We start from the raw sequence: 13,863 nt of genomic DNA on the forward strand, positions 1-13,863 counted from the left end.
GGGATCAGCCTTCCTCCGGTCAGAATCCGGGCAGCAGGGAGACAAGCAGGTCGACGGCCTTGATGCCGGCGAACGGCGCCAGGAGGCCGCCCAGTCCGTAGACGCCGAGGTTGCGGCGCAGCAGGCGGTCCGCGCCCAACGGCCGGTACCGGACCCCCTTCAGGGCGAGCGGTACCAGCGCGACGATGACCAGCGCGTTGAACACGACGGCGGACAGGATCGCCGAGTCGGGCGAGGACAGCCGCATCACGTTGAGGGTGTCCAGGCCCGGATACACGGCGGCGAACAGCGCGGGGATGATCGCGAAGTACTTCGCCACGTCGTTGGCCACCGAGAAGGTCGTCAACGCTCCCCGCGTGATGAGGAGTTGCTTGCCGATCTCGACGATCTCGATCAGTTTCGTCGGGTCGGAGTCGAGGTCGACCATGTTGCCGGCCTCCTTGGCGGCCGACGTGCCGGTGTTCATCGCGACGCCGACGTCGGCCTGGGCCAGGGCGGGGGCGTCGTTGGTGCCGTCGCCCGTCATCGCGACCAGCTTGCCGTCGGCCTGCTCACGCCGGATGAGGGCCATCTTGTCCTCGGGGGTGGCCTCGGCGAGATGGTCGTCGACCCCTGCCTCCTCGGCGATCGCCTTCGCGGTCAGCGGGTTGTCCCCCGTGATCATGACGGTGCGGATGCCCATGCGGCGCAGCTCGGCGAAACGTTCCCGCATCCCTTCCTTGACCACGTCCTTGAGGTGGACGACGCCCAGGACCCGGGCGCCGTCGGCGTCCTCGACGGCGACGAGCAGCGGGGTGCCGCCGCCCCGGGCGATCCGGTCGGCGATCCGCTCGGCCTCGCCGGCGAACTCGACCGGACCTCCCCGCTCGCGCACCCAGTCGAGCACGGCGGCGGTGGCGCCCTTGCGGATGCGGCGCCCGTCGGCGTCGACGCCGGACATGCGGGTCTGTGCGGTGAACTCCACCCAGTGGGCTCCCGCCAGTTCACCCTTGCCGCGCTCCCGCAGGCCGTACCGCTCCTTGGCCAGCACCACCACCGAGCGTCCCTCGGGCGTCTCGTCGGCCAGCGACGAGAGCTGGGCAGCGTCGGCGAGTTCGGCCTCGGTGACGCCGTGCAGGGGCACGAACTCGGCGGCCCGGCGGTTGCCGAGGGTGATGGTGCCGGTCTTGTCGAGGAGCAGGGTGGAGACGTCCCCGGCGGCCTCGACGGCGCGGCCGGAGCGGGCGAGGACGTTGCGCTGCACCAGGCGGTCCATGCCCGCGATCCCGATGGCCGGGAGCAGGGCGCCGATGGTGGTGGGGATCAGGCACACCAGCAGCGCGACCAGGACCACCGGCGTCAGGTGCGCGCCCGCGTACCGGGCGAACACCGGCAGGGTGGCGCAGACGAGCAGGAAGACGATGCTCAGCGAGGCGAGCAGGATGTTCAGCGCGATCTCGTTGGGCGTCTTCTGCCGCGCGGCGCCCTCGACCAGGGCGATCATGCGGTCGATGAAGGTCTCCCCCGGCCGGGTGGTGACGCGCACGACGATGCGGTCGGACAGCACCCTGGTGCCGCCGGTGACGGCCGACCGGTCGCCGCCGGACTCGCGGATGACGGGGGCCGACTCGCCGGTGATCGCCGACTCGTCGACACTGGCCACGCCCTCGACCACGTCGCCGTCCCCGGGGACGACGTCGCCCGCCTCGCAGACCACGAGGTCGCCGATCCCGAGGTCGGTGCCCGGGACGCGTTCCTCGCTGCCGTCGGCGCGCAGCCGGCGGGCGACCGAGTCGGTCCTGGCCCGGCGCAGGGTGTCGGCCTGGGCCTTGCCGCGGCCCTCGGCGACCGCCTCGGCGAGGTTGGCGAAGAGGACGGTCAGCCAGAGCCAGCCGCTGATGATCCAGCCGAACGCGTCGCCCGGGTCGGTGAGGGAGAAGGCGGTGGTCAGCACGGAGCCGATCCACACCACGAACATCACGGGCGATTTGATCATCACCCGCGGGTCGAGCTTGCGGAAGGCGTCCGGGAGGGACCCGAGCAGCTGCCGGGGGCCGAAGTGCCCCGCGGCGACGCGGCCTCCGGCCGGCCCGTGCCCGGCGGGGCGTTCACCGGGAGCGGTGGGGGGACCGTCGTGCGGCGCCCGGGTCCGGGTGCCTGTGGGCATGGAGTTCTCCGCGGTGTCGAGGTGGTCGGCGGTGTCGAGACGGTCGGTCATCACGCGAGCCCTTCGGCGAGCGGCCCGAGCGCGAGGGCCGGGAAGTAGGTGAGACCGGTGACGATCAGGACCGCGCCCACCAGCAGGCCGCTGAAGAGCGGCTTGTCGGTGCGCAGGGTGCCCGCGGTGACCGGGACGGGCCGCTGCGCGGCGAGCGAGCCGGCCAGGGCGAGCACGAACACCATCGGCAGGAAGCGGCCGAGCAGCATCGTGAGTCCGGTCGTGGTGTTGAACCAGTCGGTGTTCGCGTTCAGGCCGGCGAAGGCCGATCCGTTGTTGTTGGCGGCCGAGGTGTAGGCGTACAGGACCTCGGAGAAGCCGTGCGCGCCGGAGTTGAGCATCGAGTGGGGCGGGGTGGGCAGCGCCAGGGAGGCGGCCGTGAGGACGAGTACCAGGGTGGGCGTGACCAGCAGGTAGCAGGCGGCGAGCTTCATCTCGCGGGCGCCGATCTTCCGGCCCAGGTACTCGGGCGTGCGGCCGACCATGAGTCCGGCGAGGAAGACCGCGATGACGGCCATCACGAGCATGCCGTACAGGCCGGAGCCGACGCCGCCGGGCGCGATCTCGCCCAGCATCATGCCGAGCAGCGTGATGCCGCCGCCCAGGCCGGTGTAGGAGGAGTGGAAGGAGTTGACCGCGCCGGTGGAGGTGAGGGTGGTGGCCACGGCGAAGAGCGACGAGCCGCCGGTCCCGAAGCGGACCTCCTTGCCCTCCGCCGCCGCGCCCGCGGCCTGGAGGGCCGGGCCGTGGTGCGCGAACTCGGTCCACAGCATCAGCGCGCTGAAGCCGACCCAGAGTGCGGCCATGGCGGCGAGGAGGGCGTAGCCCTGCCGGACCGACCCGGCCATCACGCCGAAGGTGCGGGTGAGGGAGAACGGGATCAGCAGGATCAGGAAGATCTCCAGGAGGTTGCTGAGCGGCGTGGGGTTCTCGAAGGGGTGCGCGGCGTTGGCGTTGAAGTAGCCGCCGCCGTTGGTGCCGAGCTCCTTGACGGCCTCCTGCGAGGCGACCGCCCCGCCGTTCCACTGCTGCGGGCCGCCGGTGAACTGCCCGACCTCGTGGATGCCGGAGAAGTTCTGGATCACGCCGCAGGCGACCAGCGCCACCGCGGCGACCGCCGCGAGCGGCACCAGGATCCGCACGGTGCCACGCACCAGGTCGGCCCAGAAGTTGCCCAGTTCGCCGGTGCCGGACCGGGTGAACCCCCGGACGAGGGCGACCGCGACGGCCATGCCGACGGCGGCCGAGACGAAGTTCTGCACGGCCAGACCGGCGGTCTGCACGACGTGCCCCATGGTCTGTTCGCCGTAGTACGACTGCCAGTTGGTGTTGGTCACGAACGACACGGCCGTGTTGAACGCCTGCGCCGGCCCGACCGCGGAGAACGCCGGCGAGCCCGGCAGGAGACCTTGAAGCCGTTGCAGGAGGTAGAGGAGGAAGACCCCGGCCACGGAGAAGGCGAGGACGCCGCGCAGATAGGCGGGCCAGGTCATCCCGGCCGCCGGGTCGGCGCCGATGCCCCGGTAGATCCACTTCTCGACCCGGAGGTGCCGTGTCGAGGAGTAGACCCGGGCCATGTGGTTGCCGAGCGGAACGTAGGCGAGCGCCAGCGCGCCGGCCAGGGCGAGCAGTTGGAGCGCTGCGGAGAGAAGGGGACTCATGGCGGCCGTCAGAACCTCTCCGGGGCGAGGAGGGCCAGGACGAGAAGGCCCAGCAGGGCGACGGCCACGACCAGGCAGACGACGTTCTCGGCGGTCACAGCTTCGTCACCCCCTTGGCGACGAGGACCACCAGCGTGAACGCCGCGATCGTGGTGACGACGAAGGCCACATCGGCCATCGTGAGCTCCTGGAATGAGGTGCGGTGGAGTGGACCTCCTCAGCGAAACCCCTGGCGAGCCGTGGTGGGCCGGGCGTTGACGGGCCCCTGACGGCGGCCGCACGATCCTTGACAGCTCCCTGACGCCGGGCCGTCGGTCGCGCCGGGCGCCGGGCCCCTACCGGAGGCCGGCCGGGTCCGGGGCGGTGGCCCGCGGCAGGTCGAGGACCATCGTGAGCCCACCGCCGGGGGTGTCCTCGGCCCGCAGGGAGCCGCCCATGGCCTCGGCGAAGCCGCGCGCGACGGCCAGCCCCAGGCCGACGCCGTTGCCGCGCGGCGCGTCGCCGTGGCGCTGGAACGGCGCGAAGACGCGCTCCTTGTCCTCGTCGGGTACTCCGGGACCGCGGTCGACGACGCGGACCTCCACCCGGTCGCCGAGCGCGCCGGCCGACACCAGCACGGGGACGCCGGGCGGGCCGTACTTCACCGCGTTCTCCACGACGTTGGCGACCACTCGCTCCAGCAGACCCTTGTCGACGGACACCATGGGCAGCGACTCGGGGATCTCCAGGTCCACCTCGGCCCGCGGCACGCCTTCCAGCGCCATCGGCACCACCTCGTCCAGGTCGACGGCGCGGATCAGCGGCGTCACGGTGCCGGTCCGCAGGCGGGACATGTCCAGCAGGTTGCCGATGAGCTGGTCGAGTCGGTCGGCGCCGCTCTCGATGCCCGCGAGCAGTTCCGCCCGGTCCTCCTCGGACCAGACGACGTCCGGCGAGCGCAGCGAGGTCACCGCCGCCTTCACGCCCGCGATCGGGGTGCGCAGGTCGTGGCTGACCGCGGCCAGCAGGGCGGTGCGGATCCGGTCGCCCTCGGCCAGCACCTTCGCCCGGTCCGCCTCCTCCCGCAGCCGGCGGCGGTCCAGGACGACGGCCGCCTGGGCGGCGAACGCGGCCAGCACCCGGCGGTCCTCGGCGGGCAGCACCCGCCCGGTCAGCACCAGGGCCATCCGGTCGCCGGCCGGCACGTCGACGTCCGCGTCCTCCGGCTCGGCGGGCGCGTCGGGCCCCACGCTGCCGGCCAAGATCCACGGAGAGGTCCCGTCCTCGCGTTCCAGGATGGCCGCCGAGCGCATCCCGAAGGTCTCCCGGACCCGCTCCAGCAGGCCCTGGAGGCCGGTCTCCCCGCGCAGCACGCCGCCGGCCAGGTGGGAGAGGATCTCCGCCTCGGCCCGCAGCCGGGCCGCCTGGTGGGCACGCCGGGCCGCGAGGTCGACCACGGACGCCACCGAGACGGCCACCACCACGAACACCGCCAGGGCCAGGATGTTGGTGGGGTCGGCGATGGTCAGACGGCTGACCGGCGGGGTGAAGAACCAGTTGATCAGCAGCGATCCGACGACCGCGGAGGCCAGGGCGGGCAGCAGGCCGCCGAGCAGGGCGGCCGCCACCGTCAGGGTGAGGTGGAGCAGCATGTCGTTGGCCAGGCCCAGCGACACGTCGGTCCGGGCCAGCAGCGGTGTGAGAAGCAGAGGGCCGCCGACGCCGGTCAGCCAGCCCAGGAGGATGCGGGTGCGGCCCAGCCGGGCGCCGCGGGCCGCGGGCAGGCCGCGGCCCTTGCCCGCCTCGTCGTGCGTGATCAGGTGCACGTCCAGGTCCGGTCCGGACTCCCTGGCCACGGTGGCCCCCACGCCGGGGCCCAGCACGTACTGCCAGCTCCTGCGGCGGGAGACGCCGAGGAGGATCTGCGTGGCGTTCGCCCCACGGGCGAACGCGAGCAGCGCGGCGGGCACGTCGTCGCCCACCACCTGGTGGAAGGTGCCGCCGAGGTCCTCGACGAGCTTGCGCTGCACCGCCAGTTCCTTCGGCGAGGCCGACATCAGGCCGTCGCCGCGCAGCACGTGCACGGCCAGCACCTGGCCGCCGGCGCCCTTCTCCGCGAGACGGACCGCGCGCCGTATCAGGGTGGCTCCCTCGGGCCCGCCGGTGAGCCCGACGACGATCCGCTCGCGCGAGCCCCAGATGGCCGAGACCTCGTGCTCGCTGCGGTAGGCGTTGAGGTACTCGTCGACCCGGTCCGCCACCCACAGCAGCGCCAGCTGCCGCAGGGCGGTGAGATTGCCGGGGCGGAACCAGTGGGCCAGGGCCGCGTCGACCTTGTCCGGCCGGTAGACGTTGCCGTGTGCCAGGCGGCGCCGCAGCGCCTGCGGAGACATGTCCACCAGTTCGATCTGGTCGGCCCGGCGGACCACCTCGTCGGGGACGGTCTCCTGCTGCCGGACGCCGGTGATCGATTCCACCACGTCGCCCAGCGACTCCAGGTGCTGGATGTTGACCGTGGAGACGACGTCGATGCCGGCCGCGAGCAGTTCCTCGACGTCCTGCCAGCGCTTGTCGTTGCGCGATCCCGGCACGTTGGTGTGGGCCAGCTCGTCGACCAGGGCGGTCCGGGGCCGCCGGGCGAGCACGGCGTCCAGGTCCATCTCGGTGAACTCGGCGCCCCGGTGCACGACGGTCCGGCGCGGCACCCGTTCGAGACCGTGCAGCATCACCTCGGTGCGGGGCCGGTCGTGGTGCTCGACCAGGGCCACCACGCAGTCGGCGCCGCGTTCGACGCGGCGGTGCGCCTCCGAGAGCATCGCGTAGGTCTTGCCGACACCCGGCGCCGCGCCGAGGTAGATCCGCAGCTTGCCGCGCGCCATCGCGTTCCGTCCTTCTTCACTCGGCCGTGGGGCCCTCGCCGCTCACGGCTCGAAGCGGTAGCCCATGCCGGGCTCGGTGATCAGGTGCCGGGGGCGGGAGGGGTCGGCCTCCAGCTTGCGGCGCAGCTGCGCCATGTAGACCCGCAGGTAGTTCGTCTTCCTGCTGGAGTACGCGCCCCACACCTCGCGCAGCAGCTGCTGCTGGCCGACGAGCCGGCCCGGGTGGGTGACCAGGATCTCCAGCAGGTGCCACTCGGTGGGGGTCAGGCGCACGTCCTGGCCTGCCTTGGCGGCCTTCTTGGCCATCAGGTCGACGCTGAAGGCGTCGGTCTCCACCACGGCGGTCCCGGACTCCGGCGGGGCGGCCTCCTTGCGGCGGACCGCGGCGCGCAGCCGGGCGAGGAGTTCGTCCATGCTGAACGGCTTGGTGATGTAGTCGTCCGCCCCGGCGTCCAGCGCGGCGACCTTCTCCGCCGACGCGTCCCGCGCCGACAGGACCAGGATGGGCAGCCGGGTCCAGCCGCGCAGCGCCTCGATGACCGTCGCCCCCTCCATGTCGGGGAGCCCGAGGTCGAGGATCACCACGTCGGGCCGGCGGGCGGCCGCCAGGCGCAGCCCGGTGACGCCGTCCGGCGCCGCGTCGGCCTCGTACCGGCGGGCCCGCAGGTTGATCACCAGGGCCCGCACGAGCTGCGGGTCGTCCTCGACCACCAGTACCCGGGTCATCGGTGGGGGTCTCCTTCGCTGTGTCGCTCCCGGGCCGCGGTGCGGCAGGCACCGATCCCGACGACGAACAGCAAACCCCCGGATCCGTCATCAGTCGCTGTTTTTGACGCATCCCATACGAGACCGGCCCTGACCTTGACGTTTCACTGACGTGGGGACGTCGTGCCGTCCGCGGCGCGGGCGGGGGGTCACGTCATGTCCGCCCCTCGGAGGAGGAGTTGCAGGACGGCGACGGCGGCCACGGCCATCGCCGCGCGGAACGGCCGTCGGCTGCCCGTGCCCGCCGGCGCGGCCATGCCGGCGAAGGCGGCGATCGCGGCCGTCGCTCCCAGCGCCCACGCCCAGGGCCCGGCGCGGCCGGCGGGTCCCGCGGTCAGCACCCCCACGGCGGTCAGCATCAGGGTGGGGGCCAGCCACCGGCAGACCGGGCGGCCCAGTCGCTGCGGCAGCCCGCGCACCCCCGCGACGAGGTCGTCCTCGATGTCGGGCAGGACGTTGGCCACGTGGGCCCCCACGCCCAGGAGCGCCGCCGCGGCCGTCGCCCACCAGGCGGGCAGGGCGCCGTCCGGCAGGCCGAGGGTCACGAAGGCGGGCAGTGACCCGAAGGACACGGCGTAGGGCAGCGGGGAGAGGACCGTGCGTTTCAGCGCCAGGTTGTACGCCCAGGCGGAGGCGACGCCCACGAGGTGGACCGCGCCGGCGGCGATTCCGCCGAGCAGGGAGAGCGGCACGCACAGTGCGAGGGCGGCCGCCGCGGCGAGGCCGGCCGTCCGGGGCGACAGTTCCCCCGCCGCGACCGGCTTGTCGCGGCGCCCGCAGTCCCGGTCGCGTCCCGCGTCGAGCGCGTCGTTGCACCACCCCACGGACAACTGGCCGGCGAACACGGCCGCGGCCACCGCCGCCGAACCCGCCGTCCCGCGGCCGGCCGTCACCGCCAGCGCGGTGACGAACCCCGTCACGGCGAAGGCGGGCTCCGGGTGGCTCGCCCGCAGCAGCAGCCGCCAGGCCGCGGTGCGGCGCGGCGCGAGAGGCAAGGGCGTCGCGGGTGGCGGGGGCGTCGTGGGTGGCGGGGGCGGCGCGGGCGGCAGGGGTTCGGACGGGTGGAATGTCACGAGGAGAAGCAATAGGCCACCCGCCGCGTGGAAGACATCACCGACATGCCGGTCTCCGCGATCACCGACCCTTCCGTCTCCTCCGAGGGCGCGTCCCGCCCGGTCGGCCGGACGGGCGCGGTGAGCACGGTCGCCGGTGTGCACACCGTCCTGCCGCCGCACGTCTACGCGCAGGAGGACCTCACCGAGGCGATCGGCGACCTGTGCCTGGCGCCGGGCGCCGACCGCGCCCTGCTGCGGCGCCTGCACCGGTCCTCCGGCGTGCGCACACGCCACCTCGCCCTGCCGATCGAGCGGTACGCCGAGCTCGCCGACTTCGGGGAGAGCAACGACGCCTGGGTGTCCGTGGGCACACGGCTGGCCGAGGAGGCCGTCGCGGGCGCCCTGCGGCAGGCCGGCCTGCGGCCCGAGGACGTCGACCTCCTGCTGTGCACGTCCATCACCGGGATCGCCGCTCCCTCGCTCGACGCCCGGACGGCGGGCCGTCTCGGACTGCGGCCCGACGTCAAACGGCTGCCGGTCTTCGGCCTGGGGTGCGCGGCGGGGGCGGCCGGGCTCGCCCGGATCCACGACTACCTGCGCGGCCACCCCGAGGACACGGCCGTACTGCTCAGCGTCGAACTGTGTTCCCTGACCCTGCAGCGGCGCGACGACTCGACGGCCAACCTGGTGGCCGGAGCGCTCTTCGGCGACGGCGCGGCCGCCCTGGTCGCCCGGGGCGGCGCCTGCGCCGGGCCCGCGGCCCCGGGAGCGGCGGGCCCCGCCGTCGTGGCGGCCCGGAGCCATCTCTACCCGGGCACCGAAAGGCTCCTGGGGTGGGACGTGGGGGCCGGCGGGTTCCGTGTCGTGATCGACGCGGGGATCCCGGACCTGGTCCGCGACCACCTCGGCGACGGCGTGCGCGCCTTCCTCGCCGAACAGGGGCTGACCACCGCCGACATCGGGACCTGGGTGTGCCATCCGGGCGGTCCCAAGGTCCTGGCCACGCTGACCGGGACGCTCGGCCTGCCCGCGGACGCTCTCGCCGCCTCGTGGTCGTCACTGGCCCGGGTCGGGAACCTGTCCTCGGCCTCGGCCCTGCACATCCTCCAGGGCGTCCGGGACGCGGGCCGCCCGGAGCCCGGCTCCTGGGGACTGCTGATGGCCATGGGTCCCGGCTTCTGCTCCGAACTCGTCCTTCTGCGCTGGTGAGGACCACTCATGCCCTGGTACGCCCTTCTGCTCCTCGCCGCCGTCTGCCAGCGGCTGGCCGAACTGGTGCTCACCCGGCGCAACGCGGCGTGGGCCCGCACGCGTGACGGGGTGGAGCACGGCCGGGGCCACTACCCGGCCATGGTCGCGCTCCACTCGGGCCTGCTCGTGTGCTGCCTGGCCGAACCCCTGCTCCTGCACCGGCCGTTCCTGCCCGCCCTGGGCTGGCCGATGCTGGCGCTCGTGCTCCTGGCGCAGGCGGTGCGCCTGTGGTGCATCGGCACCCTCGGACCCCGCTGGACCACCCGGGTCGTCGTCCTGCCCGGCGCGCCCCTGGTCCGCACCGGCCCGTACCGGTTCCTGCACCATCCCAACTACGCCGTCGTCGTGATGGAGGTCGCCGCACTCCCCCTGGTGCACTCCGCGTGGGTGACCGCGGCGGTGTTCTCGGCGGCCAACGCGCTGCTGCTGACGGTTCGGGTGCGCTGCGAGAACGCGGCCCTGGCCTCCGCCGCGCCGGCGTGAGCGGCCGCTGCCACGACCTGGTGGTCGCCGGAGGCGGGCCGGCCGGGCTGGCCACCGCGCTCCACGCGGCGCGCGCCGGCCTCGACGTCGTCGTGGCCGAACCCCGGTCGGCCCCCATCGACAAGGCGTGCGGGGAGGGCCTGATGCCCGGGGCGGTGCGCGCCCTGGCGCGGCTGGGTCTGCGGGTGCCGGGGCATCCGCTCACCGGCATCCGCTACGTGCAGGGCGACCGCCGCAGCCACGCGTGCTTCCGCGACGGGGGCGGCCTGGGCGCCCGCCGCACCGAGCTCCACGAGGTCCTGCACCGCGCCGTCCTCGACGCCGGTGTACCGGTGCTGCCGGTCCGGGTGGGCGAGGTGCGCCAGGACGCGACCGGCGTGAGCCTGCCGGGATGCGGGCTGCGCGCCCGGTGGCTGGCCGCCGCCGACGGCCTGCATTCACCGCTGCGGCGCTCCCTCGGCCTCGAGGTGGGCACCGGCGCGCCGCCCCGGTACGGGCTGCGCCGCCACTACGCCGTCGCTCCGTGGACCACGGCCGTCGAGGTGCACTGGGGGCCCCACGCGGAGGCCTACGTCACCCCGCTCGGCCGCCGCCTGGTCGGTCTGTCGCTGCTCACCGGCCGGCGTGCGCCCTTCGACGTCCAGCTGGCCGACTTCCCGCACCTGCTCGACCTGCTCCCGCCCCGTACCGCGGTCACCGCGGTACGCGGAGCGGGACCCCTGCGCCGTCGGTCCCGCACCCGGCGTCACGGGCGGGTGCTGCTGGTCGGCGACGCGGCGGGCTACATCGACGCGCTGACCGGCGAGGGCGTCTTCCTGGCGCTCGCCGGGGCCGAGGCCCTGGTGCGCAACCTGTGCCGCGGCACACCCGAACGGTACGAGAGCGACTGGAAGCGGGCGACGCGCCGCCACCGGTACCTGACGGAGCTGCTGACGGCGGCGCGCCGCCGTCCCGCGCTGGGTTCGCTGATCGTCCCCACGGCCGAACGCCTGCCGCGCCTGTTCGCGGCGGCGGTGAACGCCCTGGCCCACGACGTCGGCCCGGACCCGATGCGCCACGGGGACGGCGAGGCGGCCGCCCGCTGACCGCACCCCTCGCCTCCTGCCGGGCGCCTCCCGCCCGGGCCGGCGGTCCGTCAGTGCGGCGGCTCGGCGGGTGGGGCGAGCGCCTGTTCGGTCCAGATGGTCTTGCCCTCGGGGGTGTAGCGGCTGCCCCACCGGTCGGTCATCTGGGCGACGAGGAAGAGGCCGCGTCCGCCTTCGTCGGACAGGCGCGCCCGGCGCAGGTGCGGCTGCGACTGACTGGGGTCCGACACCTCGCAGATCAGGCGCTCGTCCTTGACCAGGCGCACGCCGATCGGTCCGCCCGCGTAGCGGATCGCGTTGGTGACCAGCTCGCTGACGATCAGTTCGGTGGTGAAGGCGGCCTCCTCCAGCCCCCAGCGGGCCAGCTGCGACGTGACGAGACCGCGGACGCGGACGACCTGGTCGGGGTCGGCCGGCAGTTCCCAACAGACGAAGTCGTCGTCCGGCAGCCGGTCGACCCGGGCCAGCAGGAGTGTCAGGTCCTCGGCCCGGGGCCGGTCCCGCAGGCGGTGCAGCAGCCGGTCGGTGACGTCCTCCAGGGGCTCGCCGCCGTCGGCGGCGGCGCGGGCGCTGTCCGCGATGAGGCGCAGGTCCCCGGCGTCGGCGGAGGGAGCGGCGTCCGAGGGGCCGCAGTGGAAGGCGAGGACGTCACCGGGGTCCAGGCGCAGTTGCACCGCTTCGAACGGCTGGTGGTCGCCGCTTCCGAGCGGCGGGCCGGGCCGGAGGTCGACGCGGGTGACGCCGTCGGTGCCCCGCCGGGCGAGCAGGGGCGCCGGGTGACCGGCGGTGGCCATGCGGCACAACCCCGTGACCGGATCGTAGGCGGCGTACAGGCAGGTCGCGGCGTACAGGGAGCCGGAGAAGGAGGCGGGCCGGTGTCCCTCGTCCCCGCCCATGCGCGACACCAGGTCGTTGAGATGCCCGAGGAGCTCGTCGGGAGGCAGGTCCACGTCCGCCAGGGTCTGCACCGCCGAGCGCAGCCGCCCCATGGCGCCGGCGGCGTGCACGCCGTGTCCGGCGACCCGTCCGACCACGAACGCCGTCCTGGCGCCGGACAGCCGGATCACGTCGAACCAGCTCCCCCCGCTTCCCTCCGCGCTGCCGGCCGGCAGGAAGGCGCCCGAACTCTGGGCGGCCGTGGTCCGGCTGACCGGTGGGGGCAGCAGGCTCCGCTGGAGTTCCTCGACCGTCCGGCGTTCGCGGGTGTAGCGGCGGGCGTTGTCCAGGCTCAGCGCCGTGCGGGAGGCGACGGCGTCGATCAGCGGGACGTCGCTGTCGCCGTAGGGCAGCTGGTCCGGTCCCCGCCACGCGCACAGCACGCCCAGGACGTGGCCGCGGGCGAACAGCGGGACGAAGAGGGCGGAGGCGGCCGTGGCGGGGAAGAGGAGCCGCATCCGTTCGGGGTCCGTGTCGAGCCGCCGCCGCAGTGCGGCCAGGTCGGGCACGACCGCCGTGCCGCCCGCTCCGACCGCCTCGGTCTCCACCTCCCTGGCGCGCACCCGGTCGCCCAGTTGATAGATCTCCGGGGGCCAGGTGCCGTCCACGGACGCGACCGCGACCCGGTGCAGCGGTGTGCCGGGCACGAAGGTGGCGGCGTCGCCGCCCTGACGCACCGGCTCGGTCAGGTCCACGCAGGCGAGGTCGGCGAACCCCTCCTCCACCAGGAGGCGCACGACGTGCTCGGCGTTGCGGGTCACGTCCAGCGACCTGCCCAGCCGGCGTGCCGAGGCGTGCAGGAGGGTGAGTTCCTGCTGGGCGGCGTTCCGCCCGGTGACGTCGACGAGCAGCGCGGCGGCGCCGTGGGGCCGGCCGCGCCGGGCCTCCAGCGGGAACGCCGACACGGAGACGAGCCGTTCCTTGCCGGGCAGGCAGTGTCCGCGGGCCGGGACCATGGGGTGGGCGGCGGGCTCTCCCGTCTCCCGCACCCGCCGCAGGCAGGACTCCAGTCGCGCGGCGTCCTCGTCCACCAGGACGTCCTCGAGCCGCCCCTCCCACGGGCCTCCCCCGGAGGGCTGGTCCAGTCCGAAGAAACCGGGGCTGAGGAGAACCTGGTCCCCCGGACCGGGTACGTCGACGACCAGCCCCACCGCTTCCTGCGCGAACACACCCCGCACGAGGGCCCGGTGGCGTCCCGCGGCGGATGGGGGTCCGGCGGCGGTGAGGAGCACCAGCCGCCCGGAGGGACCGCCGGCCGGCAGCGGCACGATCTCGGCGTCCGCCTCGACCGGCGTCCCGTCCCGGTGTCTCAGGACCAGGGAGTGCCGACCGCTCGCGGGACCGTCCGGTCCGCCGGCCCGGCGCGGCTCGACGGCGCCGACCTCGCTCCACGGCCGCCCCTCGAGTTCCTCGGCATCGCGGCCGAGGAGGTCCGCCACGGCGGCGCTGCACCGCCGCACGGTCCCCCGCTCGTCCAGCAGGAGCACCACCGGCCGGCCGGCCGGTGACCCCTCCTCATGCCGCGAACTCGTACTCACCCGTCTGCAGCCTCACTCGATGCCGGGGAACGCT

10 protein-coding genes are annotated in these 13,863 nt (G+C 74.4%); 3 read left to right on the top strand and 7 right to left on the bottom strand.

The window, feature by feature from the left end:
* Positions 1-19 precede the first annotated feature (19 nt).
* The 6 genes from kdpB to ABT026_RS02690 all read right to left on the bottom strand — a co-directional run bounded on the left by kdpB (position 20) and on the right by ABT026_RS02690 (position 8,476).
* Positions 20-2,146: a potassium-transporting ATPase subunit KdpB gene (gene kdpB, locus ABT026_RS02665; protein ID WP_351111643.1), complete on the bottom strand. Its 2,127-nt coding sequence runs from the start codon at positions 2,144-2,146 to the stop codon at positions 20-22.
* A gap of 50 nt (positions 2,147-2,196) precedes the next feature.
* Entirely contained in the window at positions 2,197-3,858 is a 1,662-nt protein-coding gene (gene kdpA, locus ABT026_RS02670) for a potassium-transporting ATPase subunit KdpA (protein ID WP_351111380.1), read from the bottom strand.
* An 8-nt stretch (positions 3,859-3,866) separates the two neighbouring features.
* The gene (locus ABT026_RS02675; RefSeq protein ID WP_351111382.1) at positions 3,867-3,956 is read right to left on the bottom strand and encodes a potassium-transporting ATPase subunit F; all 90 of its coding nucleotides are present in this window, start codon (positions 3,954-3,956) and stop codon (positions 3,867-3,869) included.
* Between the two features lie 237 nt (positions 3,957-4,193).
* Positions 4,194-6,716 carry a sensor histidine kinase gene (locus ABT026_RS02680; RefSeq protein WP_351111384.1) on the bottom strand — a complete coding sequence of 841 codons (2,523 nt, stop codon included), beginning with the start codon at positions 6,714-6,716 and terminating at the stop codon, positions 4,194-4,196.
* Positions 6,717-6,758: 42 nt separating this feature from the next.
* Complete coding sequence (locus tag ABT026_RS02685) at positions 6,759-7,442, bottom strand: response regulator (RefSeq protein ID WP_351111386.1); 684 nt, start codon at positions 7,440-7,442, stop codon at positions 6,759-6,761.
* Positions 7,443-7,630: 188 nt separating this feature from the next.
* Entirely contained in the window at positions 7,631-8,476 is an 846-nt protein-coding gene (locus tag ABT026_RS02690; protein WP_351111388.1) for a UbiA family prenyltransferase, read from the bottom strand.
* A gap of 198 nt (positions 8,477-8,674) precedes the next feature.
* Between ABT026_RS02690 and ABT026_RS02695 the strand changes: the two genes are divergently transcribed.
* The 3 genes from ABT026_RS02695 to ABT026_RS02705 are packed head-to-tail and all read left to right on the top strand — an operon-like array spanning position 8,675 to position 11,355.
* A complete protein-coding gene (locus tag ABT026_RS02695; RefSeq protein WP_351111645.1) occupies positions 8,675-9,745 on the top strand; it encodes a type III polyketide synthase in 1,071 nt (356 codons plus the stop codon).
* Between the two features lie 9 nt (positions 9,746-9,754).
* Positions 9,755-10,270 carry an isoprenylcysteine carboxyl methyltransferase family protein gene (locus ABT026_RS02700; protein ID WP_351111390.1) on the top strand — a complete coding sequence of 172 codons (516 nt, stop codon included), beginning with the start codon at positions 9,755-9,757 and terminating at the stop codon, positions 10,268-10,270.
* Positions 10,267-11,355 (top strand): NAD(P)/FAD-dependent oxidoreductase, encoded by a 1,089-nt coding sequence (locus tag ABT026_RS02705; protein ID WP_351111392.1) that lies wholly within the window; start codon positions 10,267-10,269, stop codon positions 11,353-11,355. Before ABT026_RS02700 ends, ABT026_RS02705 begins: the two co-directional genes overlap by 4 nt.
* A 50-nt stretch (positions 11,356-11,405) precedes the next feature.
* Here ABT026_RS02705 and ABT026_RS02710 read toward each other — a convergent pair whose 3' ends face one another.
* A complete protein-coding gene (locus tag ABT026_RS02710) occupies positions 11,406-13,829 on the bottom strand; it encodes an ATP-binding SpoIIE family protein phosphatase (protein ID WP_351111394.1) in 2,424 nt (807 codons plus the stop codon).
* Positions 13,830-13,863: the final 34 nt, after the last annotated feature.

Origin of the sequence: Streptomyces sp. NPDC002734 (assembly GCF_040295685.1) — a bacterium.
Taxonomy (GTDB): domain Bacteria; phylum Actinomycetota; class Actinomycetes; order Streptomycetales; family Streptomycetaceae; genus Streptomyces.